This window comes from Enterococcus sp. AZ109 (assembly GCF_051714625.1).
Lineage (GTDB): Bacteria > Bacillota > Bacilli > Lactobacillales > Enterococcaceae > Enterococcus_A.
Map to the genome: position 1 here is coordinate 2,366,603 of NZ_JBIOSF010000001.1, position 24,335 is coordinate 2,390,937.

Consider the following 24,335-nt stretch of genomic DNA (forward strand, 5'->3'; position numbering starts at 1 on the left):
ATAACAGATACACATACTGTATAACAGTTTATTATAGCTTTCTAATGATAACGAGTGTAATTTAATGTTGCGGGAATAATGAAACGGTGATAAAGTTTGTGAACCTTTTGTCAAAGAGAAATCGTTTAGAGTACCTGATATAATTGGGGTATCAGAAGTGGAGGGGATGAAATGGATGCAGCGTTAGAATTGCGAAGGGCCTATGATCAGCAGCAGCAGGTAGGTGACGAGGAAATCCATCAGCTGTTGGCGGCATCTTCGATTGTAAAGAAGTTGACGAAGGATTGGGAAGAAAATCGGTTGTTTGCGCTTTTCCGTTTGCTTGGTTTAGCGGAAATTCCTTTTGCGGAACGACTACCCTACACCCAAAAGTTGCTGGCTTATGTAACCGAGAAAATTGCAACAGCCGAGGGCTTTTCCTATACCGGACAAATGGATTATATTGTTCCTTGCTACAATGCGCTACTGCTGGAGGCCTACACGCGGTTAGGTAAAGTCAATTCTTTCGAAGTACAGGCAGCATTGCACTGGATAAAAAGCTACCAAGTCCTTGAACGGAATCAACTGACCAGTTGGCTTCATAAGGGAATTTGCAAGCACGGGGGCTGCATGGGAAGTGTCCCTTGCTACATCGGAATCGGTAAAACGGTTCGAGCCTTGATCACTTATGCAGAATATACGGAGCATCAAGATGCAGAAGTTGAAGCTCTGATCCAGCAAGGAACTGAGTATATGCTGCGGCATCAAATGTTTCAGCGTTTATCGAATCAGCAGCCGATTAGTGCTCATATCACCGATATCATGTTTCCGCAGGCGTATATGCTTTCTTTGACGGATTTGGTTTATATCGTTCATAAACGTCAGCTGTGGGATGAGGAAGGAGCCGAACCGCTGAAAGCTTTATTGAAGGAAAAAGAAGCCGCCCCGCAGCAGTGGAAAATCGACTATATTTATGGTCACAAAGGCTATAAAGCTTTCGAAACTCGGCGCAAGCCTTCCGAATGGATTCACTATCTGTTTGCTGAAGCAGCTAACTCATAATAAAAGAACTCATTTTTCCAAAACCCGGAAAAATGAGTTTGATCTTCGTACGCATATCATCCTACTAGACATTTCGTATCATTTTGTAGTTGGAATAATTGGTGGATTGTCTTCTATCTTTATAAACTGCGAAAAGTAGGACTGACAAAAAAAGAAAGGCGATCGTTGGTGATCGTCTTTCTTTAGGCATGTTAAGTTTCGTCTGGAAGCTGTTCCTTCGACCGATAAAGCCAGATGCCCAAAACCAGAGTGATGATTGTTCCTACAACATAGGTGCCAATGACAAAGCTGGATTCGGCTGTCACAAACATCAGGATAATACTTAGAATCAAGCAGGCTTCTCCTAGAACGGAACAAATAATTAGACCAGTCATGCCGCCAGGCACTTGATAAATCCGCTTCATGTTGGGATCTTTCTTCCGCAGAATAATAGCTGCTGGGAACATGAAGAGATAAGGAATCATCAAGATAATGACACTAAAGGAAAAGATCGTCCAAAAAATCGCATTAGCATCTCCGGTGGTGGCGTAATTGATAATAATCAGCAAAGTAGCCACGATTCCCATGAAGTAATACAAACCGTCTGGGGTACCGTATTTTGCACTACGGTGTTTCAAGAAACGATTCCGCTGATCCAATTTCGCTGCGATAAAGACTTCGTTGGCTCCGAGAGTCCAGGACACCATATTGGAAATCAAGGTGCTCATGGATACTAAAATAATTACGTAAAAGATCGGCATTTGCATGCTGCCAAAGACTTTACATAGCTCCAACAAAGCATAATAGAACCCATCTACCGTATCGATTTGATTGGCGGGAATGGCAACTAACACCCCGTAGGTCCCGAAAATGTATAGTGCGGAGATAATTACGCCGGCTACCACGGTCATTTTGGGAATCGTTTTGCCGGGATTGTCGATTTGACTCCCAATCGAACCAATCAGTTCAAAGCCCAGCAGGTTATAAATGATGACAGAGATGTAGCGAACGGTATTTCCTGGTGTGGGGATGAAGGATGACGCCGAGAAATCATTGGCGGTCCCATGCTGGATGGCATAGACAATCCCCATAAAACCAAAAATCAATAGAACCCCTACTTTGAAAATCGCGGCGATATTGGTCACCGTCACCGACAAATCCACCCCGCGAATCCCGATGTACACAATCAACCAGCACATGACTAAAGCCAAGCCAGCTAGAAACACCGGACTGGCATTAGGCATAAAAGCGTAAGAAAACCAGCTGGAGAAGGCCACAAAAACCGCCGGCATCCAGAAGGCAACGTTGACCCAGTAGAACCAGCCATTCAGCACGCCGATTTTATCACCAAAGGCCCGGCGAATCCATAAATAAATTCCGCCGTCACCGGGATAATTACTGCCAAGCTCAGCAGTCACCAGTCCGTAAGGCAGAAAGAAAAGCACCGTAGTAATCAGCCAGATTGTGATGGAGGAAACCCCGATGGCTGATGAGGCAACAAAGGAATCCAATACTAAGACACTGCAAATCGTGAACAAAATACTTTTTACCAGGCTCACTTTTTTCTCTTCCATGGTTTATTCATTCCTTTCTAAATCAGGCACGCTACCACGTCAGAAGTGGCTCTCGCCTGCGTATTTTTTCGCGATTTCCTGAATTACTCTCCAACAATCATCAGACAGAGTGGTATAATCAAGAAAAACGACAGGAGGTCATAAATGATGACACTTCCTAGTGAATTATGGCAAACAATTAATACCTTCATTTATACAATTTATCAGGCAGAATCCATTGACAAGCTGCGCCGTACTACCTTGGAAAAGCTTCCGGAGCTAGTCCCATCCGATTGCTCCTTTTTCGATTTGGCTCGTGTGGAAAAAAATCAGACTCGCTATTTCAACCCGATGTCTTTAACCATCAGCCAAGAAAAGTTAGCAGAATATTTTGATTCCTTTATCTATGGTGACTATGTGTCTTGGATGTTCTCCCTTCACCAAAATTCAGTGGTCTATTGCGATTCGAAAATTGTCACCGATGAGGTTCGAGAACAGACACCGTTATACAATCAGTGGCTGAAGCCTATGAATTTGTACTATAGCTCCGGAATCAATTTTGTTTGCGAAAATGTACCCTATGGTTCCCTTAATCTATTCAACTCCCGTGAACGGGGTGATTTCACCCCACAGAATTTGGAGATACTGACTGTTTTAGAACCGCATTTCACCTTAAAGCTGACCCAGCTTTATCCTCATGGTCTACCGATTTTAGTGGATCAAACCGGTGAGCAGCCGCTGGATAAATATCATCTGACTGAACGAGAAAAAGAGATTGTCCGCTGGTTGTGTACGGCGGCAAATATTGAGGAAATCAGCCAGCAGCTGTACATCAGTGTCCATACAGTCCGCAAGCATGCCGCCAATATTTATCGCAAGACCAACTGCAAAAATCGCAATCAGCTGGTGGCTTTGCTAGCCAACGAACGATTCGCATAAGAAGGTCGCTGAGAATTATTGGATATCCTCAGCGGCCATTTTTTATTGGAAGCTGCTTACGAAGTCTTTCTAAGAGTCTCTGGCTTTTCAAACTATCTTTATCGGCAATCAACTGGGCGTATTGGAAAAAACTTTCTAATTAAGGTTTCGGTTTTTGCAAAGTCATGCAGTGAATGTTTCCGCCGCATAGGGACCATTCACGACTCCAGATGCGTACAATTTCCCGATCGGGCATCAATTCTTTAAACATCTTGCAAGCAACTTCATCCATTGGATCGTCAAATTGTGGAACCACCAATGCGCCATTGATCATGTAGCTGTTGATATAAGTCACCGCTAAAGGCAAGCCGCTTTCCCGCGTTGCGGCGGTATCGCTAATATCAATTCCGGCATTTTCTTCTTCCGAAATGTAAAGAATTTCTGGAATTGGCACTTTATGAATTTCCAGCTTGCGGCCTTTTGCATCGGTTTCTTGGCTTAAGATATCGTAGGCTTCTTTCAACGGTTTGTATTGCGGATTTTCTTCGTCATCGGTCCAAGACAAGGCAATGACACCTGGTTTGATGAAGAAGCAAACATCATCGATGTGGCCGTCGGTTTCGTCAAAAGCCATGCCGTCTTTCAGCCAAATGACTTTTTCTAAGTTCATGTATTCTTTCAACAGTTCTTCGATTTCATCACGAGTCATGCCTGGGTTACGATTGTCGTTGAAGACGCTGTTTTCAGTAATGATTAATGTACCTTCGCCATCCACCTGCGTCGCGCCGCCTTCAAGAATCATCTTCGCCGTAGCATCGTAGCGATCGATATTTTCTAATTCTAATAGTTTTTGGGCGAATTGGGAATCCAATTTCCATGGGAAGTACAAGCCTTCATCCAAACCGCCGTAAGCATTAAAGCCCCAGTCCACCCCGCGAATATCGCCTTTGTCATTAATCACGTAGAAGGGACCTTTGTCCTGTGCCCAAGAATCATCGGTGGACATTTCAATTAAACGAACTTCTTCTGGTAAGCGCGCCCGGGCATTTTCGTATTGACCAGCTGAACAGATGACCCGCACTTCTTCGTAAGGAATCATTTTTTCTACCACGTCCACAAACACTTTCTGAGCAGGTTTCCCGCCATCACGCCATGTGTCGGTCCGCTCCGGCCAGATAATCCAGGAACATTCATGCTCTTCAAATTCTCCCGGCATGCGGAAGCCGTCTTTTTTCGGTGTGCTGTCTTTAATTGATTTTGCCATTTTTGCCACTCCTTCGTTCTTTGTTGACCCAAGTGTACGGCTAATCAACTAATTGAATAAATTAGTTAAGGGAAGTATTTGCCGAGATCATCGAAATGAAGTAGGGATCAAGTAGACTAACAAGGTAAAAGTATCTTTACTTTTAGAGGATATGCAGTATAATGAGGTAAAGATATCTTTACTGAGGGGAAGCATTATGAAAGTCATTAATCATATCAAAGAAATTCGTGAGGCCCGCGGCATCCCGCAAAACACGATGGCAAAAGCTGTGGGGGTCTCACGACAAACCATGACGGCCATCGAAAAGGGGAAGTACAACCCTAGCTTGGAGCTGTCGTTGAAAATTGCCGGGTATTTTGAACTGCCGTTTGAGGAAATCTTTTATTTGGAAGGGAAGGAAACGTGATGGGTTTTTTTAGTGTTCATGGAGGAAGTAAGCTACTTATGATTCCTTTGTTAATTATTTTGTTTTTTGCGACCTATGGATTTTTTGCTATTGTTGCATATATTATCAAAACACTTGCCAAAGAGAATGACGAGTTAGAGCATAAAACGTTTGTAAATGCATTAGCTGTAAGCTTTGTGTTCATTCTTATTCTTCATCTAGTACAAATGCTTGTTCGGGAAATTTACTTTGAGAAGACCGGGCAGGATATTAACGTACTAGTTAAACCTGGGCTGATTATTTATGCGTTTGATAAGCCCAGAACGCATTTAGAATCTTTCGGGGTTGATCTAGGAGCGTTTGGTATTATTTTGTTCCTCAATCGTCTCCGGTATAAGGAGTTGAATTTCTGGAAGGACCTTCAAGGATTAGCGTCAGCGGTGGCCAATGCTTTCCGATATTAGCTAAACCTCTACGACTAAGGTTGGAGGTCATGAGCAGTTATCTGTGCCATACTTTTAGTAGGAGGAGTTGCGTTATGACTAAATCAATCGATAGCCTTAAGCTAAAAGTAATCGCAATTATTGCTATGACCCTGAATCATATTGGCAGCGGCTTTGAGATCGCTCAGTATTCAGAGGCGCTGTACTTTTTCACAGAGTTCATCGGAAAGCTGACCTTCCCGATTATGGGCTACTTATTAGTGGAAGGGTTTCATTACACCAGAGATCGAAGGAAGTATGCCGGTCGACTAGCGATTTTTTGGCTAGTCTCCATCTATCCGTTCCATTTGCTGTTTTATTCCAATCATTCCTTTGGTGCCAGAGAGTTAGTGAACAACATTTTCTTCACTTTGCTGATGGGGCTGCTGCTGATGATGGCCTGTGAGAAGGTGGAAAGTACCAGCTTGCAGGTAGGTCTGGCAATTCTGTTTTCGCTGGCCACGGTAATGTCCGACTGGAATTTGATTGGTATTTGGCTGATCTTCGGGTTTTACAAATGGCGGGGAAAAAGGATCGGGAAAATCATTCCGGTTCTTTACACGACAGCTTTTTTAGTTGGCATGATGGGGCTTATGTATGTCAGCCTTCCTGGACAAATTCCCTTGTATGAGGTGCTTTCAGGATTAGGGCTATTACTAGTGATTCCTTTGCTGCTTGCCTACAACGGCCAGCGAGGGTATTCGCCAGCTTGGATGAAGTGGGGCTTTTATTGGTTTTATCCGATTCATTTGTTGGTGCTGGTAGGAATTCGTTTTTTTATTTAAGTTGTATTCAATTTATCGCAGACAGGGATCATTTCCGATTGATCTCTGTCTGCTTTTTTACGTTCAGCAAAAAAGTTTTTTATTTGTGTTGACTCCCACGTTACGTGTGACTCTATACTATAAGTAAGCTAGCAAGAACGAAAAAAGGAGCTAAAAAACATGTTTAAAATCGGAGAATTCTCAAAAATATCTAACACTACAGTTCGCACACTGGATCACTATGCGTCATTGGGTTTATTGATACCGGAAAAAATCGATACCCAATCGAGTTATCGTTACTATTCAGCCAGTCAGCTGTCCCGCTTGAACCAGATCAAGCTGCTGCAGCAAACTGGTTTGCCGTTAAAGACGATTAAAGAAATTATTGAGACGGATGATTTAGCCTTTTTAGAACGACACTATGCCTTACAAGAGGAGAAGCTGCAGGATGATCTGGATGATCTCTTGAAGAAGCAGCGCATGGTCTCCTTGCTGAAACAAAATACGAAAGCAGGAATTGAAATGACTAAATATAATGTAGTAGTAAAAGAAGTAGCCGAAAGAAATGTATTAAGCGTACGGGGCGTGATTGCCGACTACATACTGGAAGGAGATCTTTGGCAGAAGCTTCAGCAAGGGATGCAGGAAGTGAATGCCAAAATTGCTCAGCCGCCGTTGTATATGACGATCTTTCACGACAAAGAATATGTAGAAAAAAATCCCGATGTCGAGGTTCAAGCCGCAGTAGTTGGGGAATATCCGGAAGCGAAAGCCGCGAACTTTATGAAGGCACCAGGATTTACCATGGCGTCAGTCACCTTCAGCGGCAGCTTTGATCAAATGCCGTTGGTTACTCAGGCGATCGGGGAATGGATCGAAGCCAATAGCTATAAAGTCATCGGTCCGATGATCAATATCAGCCATGTTTCGCCAGCGCAGGACCCGAATCCGGAAAACTGGGTAACGGAAGCTGCCTTTGTGGTAAGTAAATAATCTGAATGAGCGTCTTCTATGGTAGAGGGCGCTAGTCTTGGTTGATGGTTTGATGGTATGCTTAAAGAAAAAGGGGATGGGACTATGTGTGGACAAACAGCTGATTATTCAAATTAAAAATAATCGGAGGACATTATGAAAGCAACCATCAGAGAAATGACACCAGCAGAGTACCCGTTACTAGAAGAATTTTTGTATCAAGCGATTTTTCAGCAGGATTCAGAAAATTTGCTTCCCAGAGATGAAATAAAAAATTCCGAATTGAATGTGTACATTAAGGATTTCGGCCAGCTGCCAGATGATTATTGTCTATGTGCGGAGGTGGATAAACAAATTGTCGGTGCGGTGTGGGTAAGAATCATGGATGGCTTCGGTTCAGTGGATCAGAAAACGCCAGAATTTGCGATTTCTCTTTTACCAAAGTATCGAGGACAAGGGATTGGTACCTCGTTGATGAAAGCGATGGTGATTTATTTAGAAAAAGCCGGCTATAGTCAGGCATCTTTGTCTGTTCAAAAAGATAACTATGCACTGAAGCTATATAAGCAGCTTGGTTTTGAAACTGTCGATGAACATGATCGTGAATATATTATGGTATGCAAACTAAATTAACCAGATAAGTTCTAGAGCAGACAGCTGTTTTGGAACTTTTTTTATAGAGAATGTAGATTTTTTTCAATCAATCGATCGGTTGCAGAAATATTACTGGCACCTAGCGTTCTTCACATTTCAGTCGGAAGTCCCTTCTTTAGGAAAAGAAATTTGCGTATAATAGTTAAAAAGAAGAAAAAGTAGGGAACTGCTATGAAAAACGAAACAGAAGAAAAGAAACACCAGCGCGAATTTGAAAAGATCACGTTCAAGGCTGATAAAGCTATGCAGCGTATAAAAAAGAGGACTCGAATTCAGCAAGCCATCTTAATCATTTTAGGAATCTTATGTTTGGCTATTTTTACATGGCGACTGTTACCAGCTAACTATCAGCAACATGTGGAGGAAAAACAAAGCTATGAAGCACAAATTGCTAACTGGGAGGAAGAACGAGCAGCTATTCTTTCTGGTGAAAAAGAGGTAGCCACTGGAGATTTTGCTGAAGTGTTAGAAAACAATTTAGCAAATTTGAATGACTACCCAGAAAAAGCGGACATGTATACGGTCAAAATAGCGGGCACAGATGCTTCGATTCGATTGAATCGAAATAATCTTTTTGTCTCTGATAATGCCAATATGCTTAACAAAACAACTAAGAAAAAGATCTACAACCTAAATAAACAACTAGCAGCAAGTACTAAAGGATCACAATTGCAAGTGGTGACGATTCCAGAACTGCCTTCAGGCGAAAGTATTGAATCTTATGGCGAAAAGATTTTCAATCAACTGGGAATTGGAGATAAAGACGAGAATAATGGTGTCTTGTATCTAATTGCTTTGGAAGATCGTGAATTTCGTTTAGAGGTAGGATACGGTTTGGAAGGGTTAATACCCGATGCAACAGCCGATGACATTGTAAACGATAGCGATGTAGTGGATGCTTTTGGTGATGAAGATTATGACCAAGGTGTTAACCAAGTACTCGATCAGGTTTTTGAAATGATGAATTCAAAAACAGCATTAGTAGACTCGCAAATTGCTAATATAGAAAAGACGCAGCAAAATAGTCAGCTGTTCTACTGGCTACCGGTTGTTCTGTCTGGTGTTGTCTTGATTAGCCTAATAGGTATGTTGCTGAGTAGCGCTAGGGGTAGAAAAGTTATGAAAAAGTACTACCAAGACTATCTTCAACAACAAGAAGCTTTTCACCGGGGGCGAAATTCAAATGAAAAGAGAGCTCTTTTATCAAAGTTAAAAAGATCAGATTTTTATGGTTTGGTTTTGATTGAATTAGGAACAATTTGGTCCGCAAAGCAAGTAAAAAATGCAGCGAAACGCGGAAAAATCCTGGCGAAGTACCCGAAGGCGGAAAAGCATTCAATGGGACGGATTTTAGTCGGCGACACCTTGTATGGTTACAATGGTGACGTGATTACTACAGCTTACTTAGCCTCGCAATATAATCCAGATAATCATTCTGACAGCTCCGGTGGGTCTGGTGGTGGCGGCTCATGGGGTTCCTTTGGTGGTGGATCTTCCGGCGGTGGTGGCGCATCTGGAAGCTGGTAATAGCAAAAAAACAAACGAGCCTTTTAATGCAGAGTCTCGTTTGTTTTGTCTCCTTTTTATACATGATTTAGATGAAATAGCTACGAGTTTTTAAGATAAAGTGCAAGACAAAGTATGTTCATCATTTTTTATAAGAGGCAACATAACTAAAGCGAACATATCCGGTTCCTGTTGATTGGTGTTCGTTTCGATGATTGTTGCTTATGATACTTACATAAGAGATGGGAGAAAGTATGAATGATCAGAAAAAAATATTTTAGTTGGACTGAACTACTTGAATGCCAACTATCTAAAAATTAAATTGTTGGGAAGAATTAAAGGCGCTTACTCAGCGATAGCAAATGGGCAAAGTAATAGACTAGTTCATGAATTGCTGCATTGGACAGTGTGGATCAGTCGGTAAGTAATTTTGAGACAGACTAGTGAGAAGAATGAAATGACTCAAATAGTGATCTCATTGCCTTTACCTTCTTGAGAACGCGATTGTTATCAGATGGTAATCCGGTTGGACTTGAAGCGAACGTAGCGTTTTATAGAATGGGCTTTTTACTATACGCCATATTCAGTTTGATCTTTTTAGCAACTTTTTTTTAAAACTGCTTATAAAGCTGGAAAAGCATTTATTTTAGCTATGATTCCTATGACTATCATCATGACTGTAATAGAAGTACTCGTTCATTTTCCTGCCTTCAAATGGCTGGATGGGATGAGTTCGGCAGTGTTATTCTGTCAGATTCCTATCCTAATTACGGGAATCATTCTGTATGTCATCGCTAATTTATTTGCTTATAGATTGTCGGCTAAGCATTTCCAAAAAGTAGATTTGTGATGTCTGGCACCTGCGCTTTTCGTAGGTGTCTTTTTTTTAATTTCTGCGCTAGAAGTGCAAGGTTTTTGGTCAGTGAATCTGATAATGTATTGCATTTTCTGCTTGGAAAAGGGTACATGAATTTCACAAATATCTTGTTATAGTAAATAAAAAAGGAGAAATGAAGAATTTGAAAGGAGCTTTTATTTGTTACTAGTTTGTTACTAGTCTAGTTTTAGAAGTTGTTGGCAAGTTGAGGCGATCGATCTCTAAGTTTCGGTGAAGAAAAAATAGAGTTTTTTAAGTAAAGCGCTGTTTTGATGTGCTAAGATAAATGCAAGACATCAAAATAGGAGGTAGGCATGGCAACTGATATTCAACGTTTTACGGCCACATTAGCCTATATTGAAGAACATTTATTTGAAGAAATTGAATTAAAACAATTAGCGAAGCAGGCATTGCTTGCCGAATACACATACCATCGCTTTTTCACGTATTTGACAGGCTATTCGTTTACTAACTATATTCGGAATCGAAGGTTAACAGAAGCCGTGAATCAGTTGAGAAAGCAAAAGCATACCATTGATGAAATTGCCGAAATGTGTGGCTATGGCAATCGGTCAGCTTTTCATCGTGCCTTTGTAAACTTTCACGGATTAACACCGACACAGACCAAGGATGAACAGGCAAACATCAATTTTTTTCCGCCGGTTCGTTTGAATATTCAAATTGTCGGTGGAGAGACCCTGAATTACCGCATAGAACAGCTGCCGGCTTTTCAGATCGTAGGCAAAATGAATAGCTATATGCTAGATGAAGAACTATTTACTAATACAGGAAAGCAGTGGGAACAATTTTTTGGGGATGGAAAGTTACGGAATTTTGCGAAAACAATAGTCACTAATAAGCATTTTTTTGGCGTAAATCGTGCACCATATTTTGCAGTTGCCAATCCGCAAGTTCCAGCTAGTAACCAACTGAATTATTTTACAGGATTTGTATTGGCTAATGAGCAGACCAGCAGCTATCCGATTTTTTCGATTCCCAAGCAAACCTATGCGGTGTTTACCAGTGAACCCTATGATTATCAGGTCACCACAAATGTTTCAAATACGTATCACCGATTGCAGCAGCAGATTTTTAGCACTTGGTTGCCGCAAACGCATTATCAAAGAAGCGAAGGTCCAGAACTAGAAACTTATGTAAGTTTAGAGGACAAGGCATGCTTGGAAATTTGGTTGCCCATCATTAATAAGCATAGTTAAAAGTTGCCAGTTTTATTTTTAGCTGTAATTAACCCTCGAATGCAACTGAGGGACTAAGATCAGAAGCCACTATGGTAAAAGTGGGATATTCTAGTTTTCTAGAAAAAATGAATACTATATTAAAGAGGCAAGGGGAACTAAACATGACAGTGAGCCAATGGTATCAAAAACGAGAAGGCCAAGCGGAGCACTTGGTTTATTTGAATAAAGAAGGCAAAGAGCTAGAGAAGCTGTTGAATAAAGAAAAATCAATGATCATCCGCGGAGCAGCCGGCAGAAAGTCGCCACTAGGGGGACGGGCAAAGGTAGGAGACATCACTTATTTTGTTCAAACTGGTGGTGGCCTGGAAGTGACGCATCGTGGGATGATTACTCAGGTCGTCGAAAGCGAGAAAATGACCAAAGAAGAATCAGCGGCTTTTGTTCAGCAGTACGAAAAAGAATTAAACCTATCGAAAAAGCAATACGAACGTTGGGCCGGCAAGAAATATTTGGCGGTTTATGAAATTGACCATCTGGAAGCCATCGAACCTTTCGTCTACAAACGGGGCAAGAATATGGACGATTGGATCATTACCGATTCAATTGACGAAATCAAAAAAGACTAAATTTATCGTAACCGCTTGACCTTCCTCTATAGGGGAAGGTCTATAGTTTTATATAGGGAGGAGATTCCATGTATACAATTGGTGAATTTTCCAAAATCTCAAAGCTGACCGCCAAGGCGCTGCGCTATTATGATCAAGAAGGAATTTTGACGCCTTCAGAACGGGGAGGGAACGGTTATCGCTATTATTCCAACGAAGATTTGGCGAAGGCAGAGCTGATTTTGCTGCTGAAGCAGTTTGATTTTTCGATTGCTGAAATTAAAGAAGTGATGGCTCATGAGCTAGAAGAAGAGGACTTAGCAGCCTTTTTAGCAGAAAAACGAACACAGTTAGCGGAAAAAATTGCCCGACAAAAGGCTTTGATCCAGCAAATGGATGACCTCCTGAAACATACTGAAACGAGGGAGCGAAGACAAATGGATTATAGGATGAGTGTTGAAACGTTGCCTGCTGAAAAAGTCGCATTATTGTATTTCGAAGGAACTTTCAAGGAAATCGGCAAGTACACCGGCCAGTTGTTCCAGGAGGTCAAAGGTCGCGGGAGCGGTGCACCGTTTTGTCTGTATTTTGATGAGGAAGTCAACGAAACCGGAAAAATGGCGTTAGGTGTCCCAATTAAAAAGATCTTTGATTCGGATGCGTTGAAGATCACGAATTTTCCTACTGGTCGAGCGCTGTGCACGACCCATGTGGGAAGTTATGAGCGATTGAACGAAGCTTACAAAGCGTTAATCGATTACGCGAAGGCCAACGAGTTAACCTTGGAGACGCCTTGGCGGGAAGTGTATTTGAAAGGGCCGGGGAAATTTTTTAAAGGGAATCCTGATAGTTATCAGACCAAGATCATTGTGCCTATTAAGGAATAAAAGAAGATGCTCCAGCGAGTGTGTGCTGGAGCATCAATGACTAAATACTAAAAATTCCAGGATATCGCTAATTATATCGTTATTTCTTCAGAAAGCCAGATTGAGGGACAACTTCAGTCTGGTTTTGCTTTGTCTTCTGTAGGTTTCAACAGTTTTGCGAGCCCTCTATAAAATCTCTGGGAATTCGTTTACAATTATTTCTAGAAGACGATTGATTGCTTACCGGGAGGGGGAGATAGAATGATTGAGGTTTGTGAGGCGCAGGTGATTCGCATTCAAATGGAAAAAGAGCTAGTGGGCAAGACCATTAGTGAGGTAAGCTTTGGGAATTCAACCCATCGCTTTGCTTTCTTTTCGGCGGAAGAGGAGGCTTACGAAGAATTTCTTTTGAACCAAATCATCAAAGAAGTTCGGGCCTTTGGTAGTTTTATGACGCTGGAGTTCGGTCACTGCTGCCTGGCTTTTAGTGAAGGGCTCAATTTTTATTGGTTAGTTGACTGCAGCAAGCTGCCGAAGAAATATCAGTTTTCGTTGACCTTTACCAATGGAATGGTGCTGGCCTGCTCCGTTAGTATGTATGGTGCCATAATGCTTTATCACGAAAAGTTTGCGGGCAATGAGTATTTTCAAATGGCCAAAGAAAAGCCGAGTCCCCTAAGCGAATATTTCACGCAGGAGTATTTTCAGCAGCTAGTGGAGGCCACCAAACCAACCATCAGCTTGAAAGGTTTTCTGGCAACCCAGCAACGGATTCCGGGATTGGGCAATGGTACCTTGCATGACATTCTATTTGCGGCGGAGCTGTTGCCGAAAAGAAAGCTCAATACCTTATCAGAGGTGGAAATCCTTCAATTGTATCAAACCTTGAAGTCAGTGCTCCAGCGGATACTTGCACAAGGCGGTCGCAACACTGAAAAAGATTTTTACGGCAAACCCGGCGGCTATCAAACGATCCTTTCCAGTAAGACTTACAAACAGCCCTGTCCACGTTGTGGAGGTGAGATTCAAAAGGCCAGCTACCTGGGTGGTACGATTTATTATTGTGAAGGCTGCCAGAAATAAGAAAACTACGTGCCACTACCTCGAATAAGGTGGCCCGCAGTTTTTTTCAGCTAAAGAGTTATTCGTTTAATGCATTCTCACAAGCTTTGGCAATTGCCCGGCTGCTCATAGTAGCGCCGCTTACCGCATCGACGGTTAGGGATTGCTTTTCTACAATTTCGGCCGCAAGGGTTTCCGCCTTTTTGCCTAAGCCGGTTTGATGTTCCAGAATTTGAACAGCGGCAATTTTACCATCCTTCACCGTTACATCGACCTTAGCAATCACAGGTTTGATCGCAGCCTCACCGGTGTACGTACCATCCGCCATTTCCGACACATCAATATCCGCGATTTCGGTGTCCTTGACCACGGATTTTGTGTACATATTCGCAGCAAAGGAAATCAGAAAGCCTAAAGCCAGAATAGTAAATAGACCGATCAATAGTTTAGACATGAATTTTCAGCTCCTTTTTGACATGGTCCACGAGAGGTTCGATCGCTTGGCGATGGGTGAAATCAATCTGTTGATTATAAGTAGCCAAAAACTGCCGGTCTTCCTCACTGGGTTCTCGCTTTTTCTCTGCGTCTTTTTTCTTGAAGGCCATCATTCCTCGATGGATTTTTGACAACTGCCCATAATCAATGCCGCCCCGCAGGTGGAAAATTTTAGCATTTTGCAGTTGCTGCTGGCTGAGATTTTGGGTCAATATCGGACGGTAATCAGTGGTCTGAGGATCAGCCAAGCCAACGGTGAACAGTACCAAGTTTTTCCCGGAATGCTCCTTCAACAGCTTGAAGCCTTTAATCCCGCTGGCATAAAGCCCGCCGCCGAAAATAATCATTTCAAACTCCTGCAGCTGCTTCTTACTGACCTTGGAGGCCTCGAATACCGGAACTTCTAGACTTTCAGCGATCCATTCTGCGTACTGCTTCGTTGTGCCGTAGTGGGAGCCGTAAATCACAGCGGCCTTTTCCATTTAGTTTTCCTCCGCTTCTTGTTTCTGCTCAAATCCTTCTAACCGTTCTGCGCCGCTGTAGAGCTTCATGAAAATCTTGAAAAACGCAGCAATTTCTTCATCGGAATACCCTTCAAACAGCTGATTCAGAGCTTCGTTGTGGAGCATTGCCACCTTGGCAAAATACTCGCGGCCCTCGTTGGTGATGGTCAGCAGTGTTTTCCGTTTGTCTTGGGGGCTTTGCTGGAGGCTGACTAACTCTTTTTTGGTCAAAGACAAGGCCAGCTTTTTGGCGGTTTGGCGGGAGCTACCTAACAGTTCTCCTACTTGGGTCAATGTCAGGCCTTCTTCGGGCCCGTTCTTCACCATCGTTAAGACCATGAACTGCTTCAAAGTCACCACCGGGTCCATCTTATCAAAAGAGGTCTGCAGCCGATTGCCTAAAATAAACAAGCTGGAAAAGATCGCTCGCTGCTGGGAATCGCGGGTTTTACTAAAGGCTTCAATTAACTGTTTAATATCCATAAGCGTCTCCTTTTTAAGTAACTAGTTACTAAATCTAGTATAACAGATTTTCCTAGTAAATACATACAACTCAGGCCTTAATTTTTCATGGAAAAGAAAGCAGGTATTTGTTTTTTAATAAAACAAAAAGAATAGCAATTTCCATCAGTTATACGAACAAACTTTCGCCTTGTTGTGGTAAAATAGATGGGATTGGAGGCATAATCATGAAATTTTTACACGCAGCAGATCTGCACTTGGACCGTTCTTTTGAAGGTCTGATTGAAGTGGCAGAAAGCTTTCAACCTTACCTATTACAAGCAAATCAAAACATGTTAACCAATTTAGTCGATACCGCCATTCAAGAGGCGGTGGACTTTGTTTTATTAGCCGGCGATACCTTTCACCAAAATCGTCCGACACTGAAAACCCAGCGCTATTTCTTTGCTGAAATGGAGCGCTTGAACCAAGCGGAAATTCCGGTTTTTATGAATTTCGGCAATCACGATTATTACCAGGCGGAGCGTTACTGGTTTACCTTTCCCGACAACGTGGTGTTGTTTACCCAGGAAGCGGTGGAAACCAAACGCTTCACCACCAAAAAAGGCGAGCAGGCGGCCATCACCAGCTTCAGCTTCCAGCATCCATTAATCGAAGAGGAAATGATTGATCAATTTCCCACGAAAAATAGCGACGTTTTTCAAATCGGCATGTACCATGGGGGCCAGGCACCTTACGCGCCCTTTACTGTGTCGAAATTGATGGAGAAGGGCTACGACTATTGGGCGCTGGGACACATTCATGTGCCGCAAATTTTATCAGAGCAGCCGTGGATCATTTATCCGGGAACGCCGCAGGGACATACCCAAAAGGAAACCCAGCTGGCCGGCGTGAAAATAGTTGAAAATACTGGTGGCAGCACCACGGTTCGCTCGGTGGCAATCGCCGCGGTTCACTGGCAGAAGCAGCAGGTGTCGTTGGCGCGGGTCCGCAACAATCCGCAGCTTTTCCAAGCAGTCAAGGATCAGGTGCAGATTACCCAGCCCACTTTGCTGCAAATCGAATTAACCGATGGGGAAGCGCTGGGAGCCGAGTTGGCTTATCAGGCGGCGTCCGATGAACTGCGCCTGGCCATCCAGGAAGAATTGCCGGAGCATATTTTTGTATGGCAGCTGACACTGGCCGATGCACCGGAGGAACGGCCGTATTTGGCAGTGGAAGAAAGTCTGGTGGATCAGTTGATTGCCACCTATCAAGAACCGACTGTTTTTCAAGAGCTGCTGCAGGAGCTGGATCAGAATCCGGCGATCCATCCCCTGTTGAACCAGCAGTTTAAGACTGAAGTAGTTAGCCAACTGAGTCAGACCGTGAAAGACACTTATCGCTTCCGAGCGCTAAAAAACGACGAATAGAAAAGGGATGCACATGTGGATTAAAAAAGCAGAAATCACCGGCTTTGGCAAATGGCGACAGCAAACTTTTTTATTTGAGCCGAAGAATCAGCTGGTTTACGGCTTGAACGAAGCCGGGAAATCAACCCTGTATCAATTTATTCAGGCGATTCTTTTTGGCTTCCCCAATAAACGTAAAAAAGGCCATGACTATACGCCAGAAGACGGCAGCGGCTATGGCGGCCGCTTAACCTTAATGACGGAAAAATATGGACAAGTAACCATCGAACGCTACAAAAGCAAAAACAAAGGCAAAGCCGCGGTGCAGCTTGTCGACGGCCAGACCGGAGACGAAAGTCTGTTGGAAACAATCCTGTATCCTTTGAATCAAGAATTGTTTCAGCAGGTCTTCACCTTCCAGCAGGAGCAGCTGCAGCAGCTGGAATATCTACAGGAGGATGCCCTCCATGATGCGCTAGTTTCGCTGGGATTATCCGGCAGCAACCAGCTGTTTGAAAAGAAAAATACCCTCCAAAAAAAATACGAAACGATTTATAAACCGCGAGGTCGGAAACAAACGCTGAATCAAGCCTTGCAAAGCTTACAAACCCTGCAGCAGAAAATTCAGCAAAAGGAAGCTCAGGAAGCTGACTTCCAGTCCTTGGTACGGCAAGCCGACGAACTGCAAAAACAAGTCAGCAAACAGGAAGCCGCCAACCACGAAGCCCAGCAGCAACAGCTGCAATTAGAGCAGCAACGCTTGAACTGGAACAACTATGCCGAATACCAAGATCTGAAGGAAGCTGATTTAAGCCAGCAGGGCAGTCCCGAGGAATTGGCCCAGCTGCAGGAGTTTTATCAAGAGTATCAGCAGCTGAACAAGGAGCTGGAGAAGCTGCAGCAGGCATTGCAGCGTCACAGCGGAATGGATCAGCATTCGGCTAAATACTATTTCTATTTGGAAAACGAAGAAAAAATCCAGCAATTATTGGAGCAAAAGGTGGCGGTTCTGCGTTTATTAGATGAAGAACAGCGTTTGACAGTTCAATTAGCCCAGCAGCAAGCCGACCATTTTGGCTGGAGCGCAACCCATGCGCCACAACCATTTCCTGACAACGCTGCTGTCACTAAATTTTTGGCTCCGTTGCAGCAGCTGCAAAAACAAGCAGAGGAACAAAAAATCCGTTTGCAACTAGTACAAGAACAGCGGGATCAGGCGGAAAAAGCCCTGAACCAATACGAAAAGCAGCACCCAGAATTGTTCAATCAGCCGAAACGCAAGCCATGGTGGTTTGTGGCGGCAGCATTGGCCTTAGTTCTAGCTTTCTTTTTACCGGTTCCGTGGCGCTACGGCCTAGTTGTTCTGGCAGCCATCAGCGGCGTGCTAGGTTTAATGAAGAAAAACACCACCGCCAGCAAAGAAACCTGGCAGGAAAAATTAGGCCAGCTGGATCTTTACGAAGGTCAGTTAGCCGAATTGCAAACGAATTTTGCTCGCTTAGACAAACGCCGATTACAAGCGCGCCAACAAGTTCAACAGGAATTACAACGCCGGAAATTACCGCTGCGGGAAACCGAAATGGAGATCCAGCAGGTGAATCAGGCGGCGTTGCAATTTCTCACTCAACAGGAGCAGCAAAGCAGCTGGCGAACTAAGCAACAGGACATCCATCAACAGCTGTTAAAGCAGGAGCAGGAATTTACCTTCCTACAAGAATGGCTGCCGTTGCAGGAAAAAAAAATTAGCGATAAGTTCACTGCCTTGGAGCAATACGCCAAAGAAATGGAACAAATCCGTTTCGCCCAAACCTATCAGGAAAACACCATGCTGCAGCAGCGGATGAACGAGGCTAAGAAACAGCAGCAGATTTTACTAAGCGTCAATCAGCATTTGCTGCAGCAATTAGGGCTGCATTATCCATCGGAAGTCCCGATCTTCCTGCAAAGACAACAGGAGACCGCACAAAAGCAGCAGCGCTTAAAGGATCTTGAAAAAACCGTGGCACCACTTTTTCCAAATCTAATTGATTTTGATACAATTCAAGATCAATTGCATATCTTAAAAGAGAAGCAGCAAACCAACCAAGAAGCCCTGCGGCAATTGCAGGAACAAGAGCAACGTTTGCGGCTGCAAATTGATCAGATGCAAGCCGATGGAACACTAGATGCCTGGTATCAGCAGGTCAGCCAACAAAAAGCCGTGGTGACTCAATTATTGAAGGAATACGCCGCCGCCAAATTAGAAAGTCAATTATTGCAAGATATTGCCACGGAACTGTCTGAACAGCAATTGCCGGAACTAATGAAGCAAGCCAGCCGATATTTCCAATTATTGACGGATTACGATCAAGCCCGCTTGGATTTTGCAGAGGGTACGGTTACGGTGAATCAGCGACCAGTTTACAGCTTATCCACTGGAACTAAAGACCAGGTAATCATGGCGATTCGCTTTGCCTATTTAGCTTTGCAGAAGAGTCATCCTTGGTGTCCAATTATTATTGATGACGGCTGGTTGCATTACGACCACCAGCGAAAACGACAATTGGCTAAGCTTTTTGCCGAATTTAGCCAAGATTATCAAATCATCTGTTTGTCATCTGACCAAGAAATGGTAAGCTATTATCAAGAGCTTCACCAACCAGTTTGGGAATTGAAGGGAGATTCACGATGAAGAAAATCAAAGAACTGACCGTGGACGAGCAATTTGAAATGTATGTGTTAATCAAAAATGCCGATGTCCGACTAGCAAAAAATGGCAAGAAGTTTATCGCCTTTACCTTCCAAGATACTTCCGGGACTGTAGACGGCAAATTTTGGGATGCCTCTGACGAAGAAATCAAAAAGTTTAAAGCCGGCCAAGTGGTTTCCTTAAACGGCAAACGGGAAATCTATCAAGGCAATCCCCAGGTGAAAATTCTGCACCTGCGGACGACCCGCCCAGAGGAACCAGGCGATCCAAGTCTCTATATGGAACGGGCACCGTTGCGCCGCGATGAGATGGAAGAAGAAATCAATCAAACCTTGTTTGAAATCACCAATGCTCACTGGAACCGGATTGTCCGATTCCTATTGAACAAGTACCAAAAGGAATTTTTCGAGTTCCCAGCCGCTAAACGCAATCACCATGCTTTTGCCGGTGGGTTGGCCTTCCATACCTTGACCATGCTGCGTATCGGAAAATCCTTAGTAAAGGAATATCCGCAGCTGAATGCGTCATTGCTGTATGCTGGGATTATCCTGCATGACCTAGGAAAAGTAATTGAGTTGTCAGGTCCGACTTCTACTGAGTACACAGTCGTGGGAAATTTAGTCGGCCACTTAGTTTTAGTGGATGAAGAAATCAACAAAGCTTGCGCTGCGCTGAAAATCAGCGATGCCGACGAAGACGTGGTTGTTTTGCGCCATATGGTCTTGTCTCACCACGGATTGCTGGAGTACGGTTCACCAGTACGCCCACGTATTATGGAAGCCGAAGTTCTGCACCAAATCGACAACATCGATGCGTCGATGCAAATGCTGTCTAGTGCTGTGAAAAATACCGAGCCAGGTACCTATACTGAGCGTATTTTCGGCATGGACAATCGCAGTTTCTACGTACCAAAAGATGTGTAAGCAAAAGTAGGCGAGCATTCTCTTCGGGGATGCATCGCCTATCTTTTTGTTCATGAAGAGTAAGTTTAAAGCTTTCACAACTAGCAAGTGACTTACAACAATTTTGTTGTCCGGCTTCCCAAACTAACTTTGTTGGCATTAAGCGAAAATTGGGAGAAACTTGAGGAGCAGTTTATCCCAATTTCAGTCTTAATGCTCCAAAGCTGAGCGAGTTTGCGAAGCCATTCTTAATGAGGAGGAGTCCTAATTGGAAGATTTTGTAACCCATGATTTTGATTACTACAAGCGCACCATCGAGATCATGTACCAGAAGTATTACAATAAACGAATCATCATGGTTATGGTGGCCTTAGTCATTATCGGCGCCTACACCGCTTTTATGCAGGAGCACATGCTGCTAAATGGCTTGATGATTTTGGCACTGATTGCTGTCTTGGTCTTTTTATTTGGTCAGCGGGGAAAATTTGACGAGCTATACAGTGAATTTTTACAGGCCAATCAACCAAATGCCCAGATTGACCAGCTGGAAGAAGACGAGTACAGCTACAACGTGAAGGAGAACGGTGAAGAAAAAGTGCGGATTAACAAAAATGATGTCCGCAACTTGCCTTCTAACAATAAGCAGTACACGATGATGGTAGGCTTCGAGAAAACCTTCTTTGCCAAACAGCCGTTTCAAATTATCTACTACGACATGCTGGATATTACATATGAAGAAAAGTTCCGCTTGAAACGCAATGGTTACAGCAGTATGCCTCGCTTTTTGCGCCGCTTCAGCCTAGGCAATATCAAAGCCGGCATCGGCAATCTTTTCAGCTTTATCTTTGGTAATATCTTTATTCTCTTTATCATCATTCGTTTATTGAGGTATGTTGTTTCGATCTTGCGTACGTTTATGTAGAAAAGGTTCAAGAAGAAAGAGTAGTGATCTCATCTTCTTGAACCTTTTTTGGTCTTTTCTTCAAAAAAATACCCTTAACTGTCGAGAGGCACGTAGTCAAGACAGTCAAGGGAGATGCTATATTGGAACTCTTAGCTGCTATTACAATTCTTGTTGGAGTGATCCGGGTGTATGACTTCCTCACAAAGTTATACCAGCCAAAACACAAGAAGCGTAGTTAGCAAATCATTTTGCGAGGTCGGGCTCAGTCCTTCCTTCGCTTAGATGATAGCATGAATTTCCGCCATTTTATCAGACAATAAAAAAAGTTTTACAAAAACTGTTGACAAACCGACCGACCGGCGGTATAGTATAAACATAAACAGACCAGTGGTCGGTCAAGAGAAGGTGAATCATGAGAATAGTCAAAGAACACGAGACCCGCCGAACGGAAATCATTGATACTGCCCAGCAGCTTTTTTTAGCTAAAGGATACGAAAAAGCCACCATCAACGACATCCTGAAGCAAATCGGCATCGCCAAAGGAACCTTTTATCACTACTTCAAATCCAAAGAAGAAGTCATGGATGCAATCATTATGCGAGTCGTCGAAAAAGATCGCCTGATTGCCCAAGAAGTACAAAAAACAGACATCAGCAGCCTAGACAAAATCCTTTTATTCTTGAAACGCCAGTCAGCTGCCGACAACGAACAAAAAAGCGACCTGCTGGAACAGTTTCAGCATACTGAGAACGCCCTGATGAAGCAGCGAGCATTAGAAGGAACCCTGCAGCATGTTTGCCCAGTCTTAGCTGAAATCATTGAAGAAGGCAGGCAGCAAGGGGAGTGTTCAGTGGAGTACCCACTAGAAAGTATTCAATTTTTAATCGCCGGCATTCAATCATTATCTGATGAACGGGTAATCGGCGAAGATCCCGAAGCTATCCAACGCAAGCTTTTCTCCTTTGTGGAATTCATCTTTCGCATCCTAGGAATTGACGAAGCTAAGTTCGATAAGCAAACAGTCACGCACCAGTTTTTACAAATTTTCACCAGTTAAGCTCAATCACGCGGTTGAGTTTAAAAAATAAAGCAAAATAGACTGACGGTCGGTCTATATAGGAGGAACTTTAAATGAATCATCAACAAACGATCAAAGCGTTAGCCCAACGCAGCGGCGAACAACTAGAAACCTGCGAAGCAGTTATGAACGCCTACGAGAAATACGCCGAAAAGCACCTAAAGAAAGCCCGACGCAACAATTTAGACGAAATGGCTGCCACAATCGCCTGGGAGACAGGTCTTGATAGCCGAATATGCAGAAATATTTTAACGCAATTTTTTGACCTATTAGCCGAAAGAGTTGCCCGTATGTCCCTTGTAAACAGACTAGGAGGAAAATAAAATGATGACAATTATCGCAGTAATCGTAGCATTAGGAATCGTATCACAAATCGTTGAAGCTTTAATCGACGAAGACGCCGTAAAAGATTTTGTAATCAAACACTTAGGCAAAATACCCGCAGACGAAAAATAAAAACCCAAAAAATGGAGGAAATTAAAATGAAAAAAATCATCATAGCAATGATCGCAGTCGTAAGTTTAGGAACAGTATCGCAGGTAGTCGAACACAACATGGACAAGGAAGCCGTAAAAGAAGCGGTAACCAGCACCTTCAAAACACCAGCCGACGAAAATACAGAAAATGGGGGAAACTAAAATGAAAAAAGTCGTAATCGCAATTGCAGCAGTAATAAGTCTAGGAATGGTATCCCAAGTAGTGGAACGCACCATCAATGAAGAAGCCGTAAAGACAACGGTCCAGACTTACCTTAAAGAAACACCAGACGAAGACGATGACGAACGAATCAACTTCGAAGAAAACAGCTTCAGCGAATGGATCAGATTTTAGAATAGCAACCAGCGAGGACCCAAGACAATCAAATCTTGAGTCCTCGTTTTGTATTTACCTAACAGCAAGGATGTCTGGCTTCCCAAACTAGCTTTGTCGGCATTAAGCAAAAATTGAGAGAAACTTGAGGGGAAGTTTATCTCAATTTTAGTCTTAATGCTCCAAAGCTGAGCGAGTTTGCGAAGCCTTTCTCATGACAAATGTCATACAAAGTCATGACGTATCCTTCTTAATTCCTCACCCCAATTTCGCTAAACTAAGTCTATAAACAAGAAGCGAGGGAGCGAAAATGGAAAATCTAGTCAACGTAAAAAATATAAGTGTCACCTTTAAACGAAAAACAGCCTTGAAGGCAATCGATTGCCACTTAGCAAAAGGTGAAGTGGTAGGATTGGTGGGACCAAATGGCGCCGGAAAAACGACGCTAATGAAAGCCATGATCGGTTTTATTCCAGTCAGCAAAGGCGAAATCCAGCAAGCAAAGGAGACCGCAATGGAAGCTCTGATCGAGCAGCCAGGACTTTATCCCTTCCTATCCGGCTGGGACCATCTGCAGCTATTTTCAGAGAACCAGCAAATAAAAGGGGAACTCGACCGCTTGATTACCCTGCTGGACATGCACGAGTTTATCAACAAAAAGACCAAAGATTATTCGCTGGGAATGAAGCAGCGGCTGGGAATTGCCTTAGCTTTACTGAATCGGCCGCAAGTAGTGATTTTGGATGAGCCCATGAACGGCTTAGATCCTTACTCCGTCAAACTGTTGAAGAAAGCCATTTTGACTTACAAAGAAGCTGGAACAGCCTTCCTAATCTCCAGCCACATCCTCAGCGAGCTGGAACAATTAGTAGATCGGGTCATCCTGCTGAAGGCTGGAAAACTGGTGGAAAACGTGGAGCACCCGGAATTATTGGAAAACTTTGAAGATGACTTATTAGCCAAATTAGCCTAAG

The 24,335-nt window shown here is 43.3% G+C and carries 27 protein-coding genes; 22 read left to right on the forward strand and 5 right to left on the reverse strand.

Annotation, left to right across the window (positions count from 1 at the left end):
* The first annotated feature begins 171 nt into the window (after window positions 1–171).
* The gene (locus tag IGI42_RS11420; RefSeq protein WP_438715962.1) at window positions 172–1,041 is read left to right on the forward strand and encodes a hypothetical protein; all 870 of its coding nucleotides are present in this window, start codon (window positions 172–174) and stop codon (window positions 1,039–1,041) included.
* A gap of 191 nt (window positions 1,042–1,232) precedes the next feature.
* Here IGI42_RS11420 and IGI42_RS11425 read toward each other — a convergent pair whose 3' ends face one another.
* On the reverse strand, window positions 1,233–2,594 hold the full coding sequence (locus IGI42_RS11425) for an APC family permease (protein ID WP_438715963.1): 1,362 nt from the start codon (window positions 2,592–2,594) through the stop codon (window positions 1,233–1,235).
* Window positions 2,595–2,738: 144 nt separating this feature from the next.
* Between IGI42_RS11425 and IGI42_RS11430 the strand changes: the two genes are divergently transcribed.
* Window positions 2,739–3,512 (forward strand): helix-turn-helix transcriptional regulator, encoded by a 774-nt coding sequence (locus IGI42_RS11430; protein WP_438715964.1) that lies wholly within the window; start codon window positions 2,739–2,741, stop codon window positions 3,510–3,512.
* Between the two features lie 139 nt (window positions 3,513–3,651).
* Here IGI42_RS11430 and aguA read toward each other — a convergent pair whose 3' ends face one another.
* Entirely contained in the window at window positions 3,652–4,755 is a 1,104-nt protein-coding gene (gene aguA, locus IGI42_RS11435; protein WP_438715965.1) for an agmatine deiminase, read from the reverse strand.
* 196 nt (window positions 4,756–4,951) lie between these two features.
* Between aguA and IGI42_RS11440 the strand changes: the two genes are divergently transcribed.
* From IGI42_RS11440 to IGI42_RS11485, 10 genes are all read left to right on the forward strand, one after another.
* Window positions 4,952–5,161 (forward strand): helix-turn-helix transcriptional regulator, encoded by a 210-nt coding sequence (locus tag IGI42_RS11440; protein WP_438715967.1) that lies wholly within the window; start codon window positions 4,952–4,954, stop codon window positions 5,159–5,161.
* Window positions 5,161–5,604, forward strand: a complete 444-nt coding sequence (locus tag IGI42_RS11445) for a hypothetical protein (RefSeq protein WP_438715968.1) — start codon at window positions 5,161–5,163, stop codon at window positions 5,602–5,604. The genes IGI42_RS11440 and IGI42_RS11445 overlap by 1 nt, the downstream gene beginning before the upstream one ends.
* A gap of 74 nt (window positions 5,605–5,678) precedes the next feature.
* Complete coding sequence (locus tag IGI42_RS11450; RefSeq protein WP_438715969.1) at window positions 5,679–6,407, forward strand: TraX family protein; 729 nt, start codon at window positions 5,679–5,681, stop codon at window positions 6,405–6,407.
* 159 nt (window positions 6,408–6,566) lie between these two features.
* On the forward strand, window positions 6,567–7,379 hold the full coding sequence (locus IGI42_RS11455; RefSeq protein ID WP_438715970.1) for a MerR family transcriptional regulator: 813 nt from the start codon (window positions 6,567–6,569) through the stop codon (window positions 7,377–7,379).
* A gap of 135 nt (window positions 7,380–7,514) precedes the next feature.
* Window positions 7,515–7,991, forward strand: coding sequence for a GNAT family N-acetyltransferase (locus IGI42_RS11460; RefSeq protein ID WP_438715971.1), 477 nt, complete (start codon window positions 7,515–7,517; stop codon window positions 7,989–7,991).
* 192 nt (window positions 7,992–8,183) lie between these two features.
* Window positions 8,184–9,539, forward strand: a complete 1,356-nt coding sequence (locus IGI42_RS11465) for a TPM domain-containing protein (protein WP_438715972.1) — start codon at window positions 8,184–8,186, stop codon at window positions 9,537–9,539.
* 1,170 nt (window positions 9,540–10,709) lie between these two features.
* Window positions 10,710–11,612, forward strand: coding sequence for an AraC family transcriptional regulator (locus IGI42_RS11470; protein WP_438715973.1), 903 nt, complete (start codon window positions 10,710–10,712; stop codon window positions 11,610–11,612).
* A gap of 143 nt (window positions 11,613–11,755) precedes the next feature.
* Window positions 11,756–12,220: a hypothetical protein gene (locus IGI42_RS11475; protein ID WP_438715974.1), complete on the forward strand. Its 465-nt coding sequence runs from the start codon at window positions 11,756–11,758 to the stop codon at window positions 12,218–12,220.
* A gap of 68 nt (window positions 12,221–12,288) precedes the next feature.
* Window positions 12,289–13,086 (forward strand): MerR family transcriptional regulator, encoded by a 798-nt coding sequence (locus IGI42_RS11480; protein ID WP_438715975.1) that lies wholly within the window; start codon window positions 12,289–12,291, stop codon window positions 13,084–13,086.
* A 240-nt stretch (window positions 13,087–13,326) separates the two neighbouring features.
* Window positions 13,327–14,148 (forward strand): hypothetical protein, encoded by an 822-nt coding sequence (locus IGI42_RS11485; protein ID WP_438715976.1) that lies wholly within the window; start codon window positions 13,327–13,329, stop codon window positions 14,146–14,148.
* A gap of 58 nt (window positions 14,149–14,206) precedes the next feature.
* Here the strand turns inward: IGI42_RS11485 and IGI42_RS11490 are convergent, their stop codons facing one another.
* The 3 genes from IGI42_RS11490 to IGI42_RS11500 are packed head-to-tail and all read right to left on the reverse strand — an operon-like array spanning window position 14,207 to window position 15,608.
* Entirely contained in the window at window positions 14,207–14,581 is a 375-nt protein-coding gene (locus IGI42_RS11490) for an FMN-binding protein (RefSeq protein WP_438715977.1), read from the reverse strand.
* The gene (locus IGI42_RS11495; RefSeq protein WP_438715978.1) at window positions 14,574–15,104 is read right to left on the reverse strand and encodes a flavodoxin domain-containing protein; all 531 of its coding nucleotides are present in this window, start codon (window positions 15,102–15,104) and stop codon (window positions 14,574–14,576) included. Before IGI42_RS11495 ends, IGI42_RS11490 begins: the two co-directional genes overlap by 8 nt.
* A complete protein-coding gene (locus IGI42_RS11500; protein WP_438715979.1) occupies window positions 15,105–15,608 on the reverse strand; it encodes a MarR family winged helix-turn-helix transcriptional regulator in 504 nt (167 codons plus the stop codon).
* Between the two features lie 206 nt (window positions 15,609–15,814).
* On the opposite strand from IGI42_RS11500, the gene IGI42_RS11505 reads away from it, so the two are divergent.
* From IGI42_RS11505 to IGI42_RS11550, 10 genes are all read left to right on the forward strand, one after another.
* Window positions 15,815–16,999, forward strand: a complete 1,185-nt coding sequence (locus IGI42_RS11505) for a metallophosphoesterase family protein (RefSeq protein ID WP_438715981.1) — start codon at window positions 15,815–15,817, stop codon at window positions 16,997–16,999.
* 13 nt (window positions 17,000–17,012) lie between these two features.
* Window positions 17,013–19,649, forward strand: coding sequence for an AAA family ATPase (locus IGI42_RS11510; protein WP_438715982.1), 2,637 nt, complete (start codon window positions 17,013–17,015; stop codon window positions 19,647–19,649).
* A complete protein-coding gene (locus tag IGI42_RS11515) occupies window positions 19,646–20,590 on the forward strand; it encodes a 3'-5' exoribonuclease YhaM family protein (RefSeq protein WP_438715984.1) in 945 nt (314 codons plus the stop codon). The genes IGI42_RS11510 and IGI42_RS11515 overlap by 4 nt, the downstream gene beginning before the upstream one ends.
* Before the next feature lie 301 nt (window positions 20,591–20,891).
* A complete protein-coding gene (locus IGI42_RS11520) occupies window positions 20,892–21,491 on the forward strand; it encodes a hypothetical protein (protein WP_438717043.1) in 600 nt (199 codons plus the stop codon).
* Between the two features lie 394 nt (window positions 21,492–21,885).
* Entirely contained in the window at window positions 21,886–22,530 is a 645-nt protein-coding gene (locus IGI42_RS11525; RefSeq protein WP_438715985.1) for a TetR/AcrR family transcriptional regulator, read from the forward strand.
* Window positions 22,531–22,604: 74 nt separating this feature from the next.
* Window positions 22,605–22,874 (forward strand): hypothetical protein, encoded by a 270-nt coding sequence (locus IGI42_RS11530; RefSeq protein ID WP_438715986.1) that lies wholly within the window; start codon window positions 22,605–22,607, stop codon window positions 22,872–22,874.
* Between the two features lies 1 nt (window position 22,875).
* A complete protein-coding gene (locus tag IGI42_RS11535; RefSeq protein WP_438715987.1) occupies window positions 22,876–23,007 on the forward strand; it encodes a hypothetical protein in 132 nt (43 codons plus the stop codon).
* A gap of 26 nt (window positions 23,008–23,033) precedes the next feature.
* Complete coding sequence (locus IGI42_RS11540) at window positions 23,034–23,189, forward strand: hypothetical protein (RefSeq protein ID WP_438715988.1); 156 nt, start codon at window positions 23,034–23,036, stop codon at window positions 23,187–23,189.
* Window position 23,190: 1 nt separating this feature from the next.
* Window positions 23,191–23,382 (forward strand): hypothetical protein, encoded by a 192-nt coding sequence (locus tag IGI42_RS11545; RefSeq protein ID WP_438715989.1) that lies wholly within the window; start codon window positions 23,191–23,193, stop codon window positions 23,380–23,382.
* Between the two features lie 289 nt (window positions 23,383–23,671).
* The gene (locus IGI42_RS11550) at window positions 23,672–24,334 is read left to right on the forward strand and encodes an ABC transporter ATP-binding protein (RefSeq protein WP_438715990.1); all 663 of its coding nucleotides are present in this window, start codon (window positions 23,672–23,674) and stop codon (window positions 24,332–24,334) included.
* The last annotated feature ends 1 nt before the right edge of the window (window position 24,335 follow it).

Excerpts from the sequence above, each read along its gene's own strand:
- IGI42_RS11470 (WP_438715973.1), top strand. The coding sequence starts at position 10,710 with ATGGCAACTGATATTCAACGTTTTACGGCCACATTAGCCTATATTGAA.
- IGI42_RS11505 (WP_438715981.1), top strand. The coding sequence starts at position 15,815 with ATGAAATTTTTACACGCAGCAGATCTGCACTTGGACCGTTCTTTTGAA.
- IGI42_RS11510 (WP_438715982.1), top strand. The coding sequence starts at position 17,013 with ATGTGGATTAAAAAAGCAGAAATCACCGGCTTTGGCAAATGGCGACAG.
- IGI42_RS11460 (WP_438715971.1), top strand. The coding sequence starts at position 7,515 with ATGAAAGCAACCATCAGAGAAATGACACCAGCAGAGTACCCGTTACTA.
- IGI42_RS11465 (WP_438715972.1), top strand. The coding sequence starts at position 8,184 with ATGAAAAACGAAACAGAAGAAAAGAAACACCAGCGCGAATTTGAAAAG.
- IGI42_RS11550 (WP_438715990.1), top strand. The coding sequence starts at position 23,672 with ATGGAAAATCTAGTCAACGTAAAAAATATAAGTGTCACCTTTAAACGA.
- IGI42_RS11480 (WP_438715975.1), top strand. The coding sequence starts at position 12,289 with ATGTATACAATTGGTGAATTTTCCAAAATCTCAAAGCTGACCGCCAAG.
- IGI42_RS11450 (WP_438715969.1), top strand. The coding sequence starts at position 5,679 with ATGACTAAATCAATCGATAGCCTTAAGCTAAAAGTAATCGCAATTATT.
- IGI42_RS11485 (WP_438715976.1), top strand. The coding sequence starts at position 13,327 with ATGATTGAGGTTTGTGAGGCGCAGGTGATTCGCATTCAAATGGAAAAA.
- IGI42_RS11515 (WP_438715984.1), top strand. The coding sequence starts at position 19,646 with ATGAAGAAAATCAAAGAACTGACCGTGGACGAGCAATTTGAAATGTAT.
- IGI42_RS11500 (WP_438715979.1), bottom strand. The coding sequence starts at position 15,608 with ATGGATATTAAACAGTTAATTGAAGCCTTTAGTAAAACCCGCGATTCC.
- IGI42_RS11455 (WP_438715970.1), top strand. The coding sequence starts at position 6,567 with ATGTTTAAAATCGGAGAATTCTCAAAAATATCTAACACTACAGTTCGC.
- IGI42_RS11535 (WP_438715987.1), top strand. The coding sequence starts at position 22,876 with ATGATGACAATTATCGCAGTAATCGTAGCATTAGGAATCGTATCACAA.
- IGI42_RS11445 (WP_438715968.1), top strand. The coding sequence starts at position 5,161 with ATGGGTTTTTTTAGTGTTCATGGAGGAAGTAAGCTACTTATGATTCCT.
- IGI42_RS11475 (WP_438715974.1), top strand. The coding sequence starts at position 11,756 with ATGACAGTGAGCCAATGGTATCAAAAACGAGAAGGCCAAGCGGAGCAC.
- IGI42_RS11495 (WP_438715978.1), bottom strand. The coding sequence starts at position 15,104 with ATGGAAAAGGCCGCTGTGATTTACGGCTCCCACTACGGCACAACGAAG.
- aguA (WP_438715965.1), bottom strand. The coding sequence starts at position 4,755 with ATGGCAAAATCAATTAAAGACAGCACACCGAAAAAAGACGGCTTCCGC.
- IGI42_RS11525 (WP_438715985.1), top strand. The coding sequence starts at position 21,886 with ATGAGAATAGTCAAAGAACACGAGACCCGCCGAACGGAAATCATTGAT.
- IGI42_RS11530 (WP_438715986.1), top strand. The coding sequence starts at position 22,605 with ATGAATCATCAACAAACGATCAAAGCGTTAGCCCAACGCAGCGGCGAA.
- IGI42_RS11540 (WP_438715988.1), top strand. The coding sequence starts at position 23,034 with ATGAAAAAAATCATCATAGCAATGATCGCAGTCGTAAGTTTAGGAACA.
- IGI42_RS11440 (WP_438715967.1), top strand. The coding sequence starts at position 4,952 with ATGAAAGTCATTAATCATATCAAAGAAATTCGTGAGGCCCGCGGCATC.
- IGI42_RS11420 (WP_438715962.1), top strand. The coding sequence starts at position 172 with ATGGATGCAGCGTTAGAATTGCGAAGGGCCTATGATCAGCAGCAGCAG.
- IGI42_RS11430 (WP_438715964.1), top strand. The coding sequence starts at position 2,739 with ATGATGACACTTCCTAGTGAATTATGGCAAACAATTAATACCTTCATT.
- IGI42_RS11545 (WP_438715989.1), top strand. The coding sequence starts at position 23,191 with ATGAAAAAAGTCGTAATCGCAATTGCAGCAGTAATAAGTCTAGGAATG.
- IGI42_RS11425 (WP_438715963.1), bottom strand. The coding sequence starts at position 2,594 with ATGGAAGAGAAAAAAGTGAGCCTGGTAAAAAGTATTTTGTTCACGATT.
- IGI42_RS11490 (WP_438715977.1), bottom strand. The coding sequence starts at position 14,581 with ATGTCTAAACTATTGATCGGTCTATTTACTATTCTGGCTTTAGGCTTT.
- IGI42_RS11520 (WP_438717043.1), top strand. The coding sequence starts at position 20,892 with ATGTACCAGAAGTATTACAATAAACGAATCATCATGGTTATGGTGGCC.